This is a genomic window from Arthrobacter sp. JCM 19049 (assembly GCF_001310435.1).
Genome location: NZ_BAXF01000590.1, coordinates 1 through 1,189 on the forward strand (window position 1 = coordinate 1; position 1,189 = coordinate 1,189).

The following is a 1,189-nucleotide window of genomic DNA, read 5'->3' on the forward strand; positions in this document are numbered from 1 at the left end:
AGGCCGGTACACAGTTCCTGGATTTCACGCAGCACCGTGCCATCTAATGCCGCGCCGTTGTGCCGCACCCGGTGGCGTACCACCTCAAGGGCCGTGGCCAGGGAAACCTGATTCATGCCACCTACCATCACCCACCAAACTTGGGCACCCCACCCAGGCCCGGCGGGATGGGGATAACCCACGAACCCCCAAAATTCTTTCGGGGACCACCGGCGGGAAACACCCACCCGGAAACACCCAGCGGAAAACAGCCACCGAGAAACACCGGCCGGAAACACCAGTGGGCCAGCCACCACCGGTGGCTGGCCCACAACACCCCACCCCGAGACCAGCCCTGCGGGCCAAACCCGGACCGGGTGGGGAAGAACGGTGCTAGTTGGTGTCGGCCAGCTGCAGGAAGCGGCTGGCGACCTCGGCGCCGCCATCGGGCGAACGGGTGATCACCATGATGGTGTCATCACCGGCGATGCAGCCCAGGATCGCGGGGATCTGTGAGTGGTCGATGGCCAATGCCAGCAGGTTCGCAGCCCCCGGCGGGGTGCGCAGCACGACGATGTTGCCGCTGGCTTCCGCGGTGACCAGCTGCTCCTGGCAGATCTTGGACAGCCGGGCGTCGAGCACCTCCTGGGTGAGCGCGGATTGCGGTGAGCGGTCCCCGCCTTCCTGGCGCACCGCGTAGATCAGCTGCCCGGAGGTGTCCCGGATGCGCACCGCGCCGATTTCCACCAGGTCCCGGGAGAGGGTGGCCTGGGTGACTTCCAGCCCGTCGTCCTTGAGCAGGGCGAGCAGTTCGGCCTGGGACTTGACCGAGTGGTTGCCCAGGAAGGTGCGGATGCGCGCCTGGCGGGCGGTCTTGGTGCTGGGTTGGGCAGCCATGCTACTTCGCTTCCCGCACGCTGGCGGCCAGCCCGGAGGCGTGCAGCAGCCAGGCCATGATGGCCTTTTGGGCGTGGACCCGGTTCTCGGCCTCGTCGAACACCACGGACTGCGGCCCGTCGATGACCTCCGCGGCGATCTCGTAGCCGCGGTAGGCCGGCAGGCAGTGCAGCACGATCGCGTCGTCCTTGGCGTGGGCCATCGCCTCGGTGCTCAGCGCATAGTCGCGGAACAGGCCCAGGCGCGCCTCCTTCTCATCCTCCTGCCCATGGAGATCCAGGTGTCGGTGGCAACCACGTCGCGCCGGCCAGGG

The 1,189-nt window shown here is 67.7% G+C and carries 1 protein-coding gene and 1 pseudogene; both read right to left on the reverse strand.

Annotation, left to right across the window (positions count from 1 at the left end; all coding sequences use genetic code 11):
• Positions 1–372: 372 nt before the first annotated feature.
• Positions 373–876: an arginine repressor gene (locus JCM19049_RS14745; RefSeq protein ID WP_054821945.1), complete on the reverse strand. Its 504-nt coding sequence runs from the start codon at positions 874–876 to the stop codon at positions 373–375.
• A 1-nt stretch (position 877) separates the two neighbouring features.
• Positions 878–1,189 (reverse strand): annotated as a pseudogene (locus tag JCM19049_RS14750) (ornithine carbamoyltransferase); the annotation flags it as partial.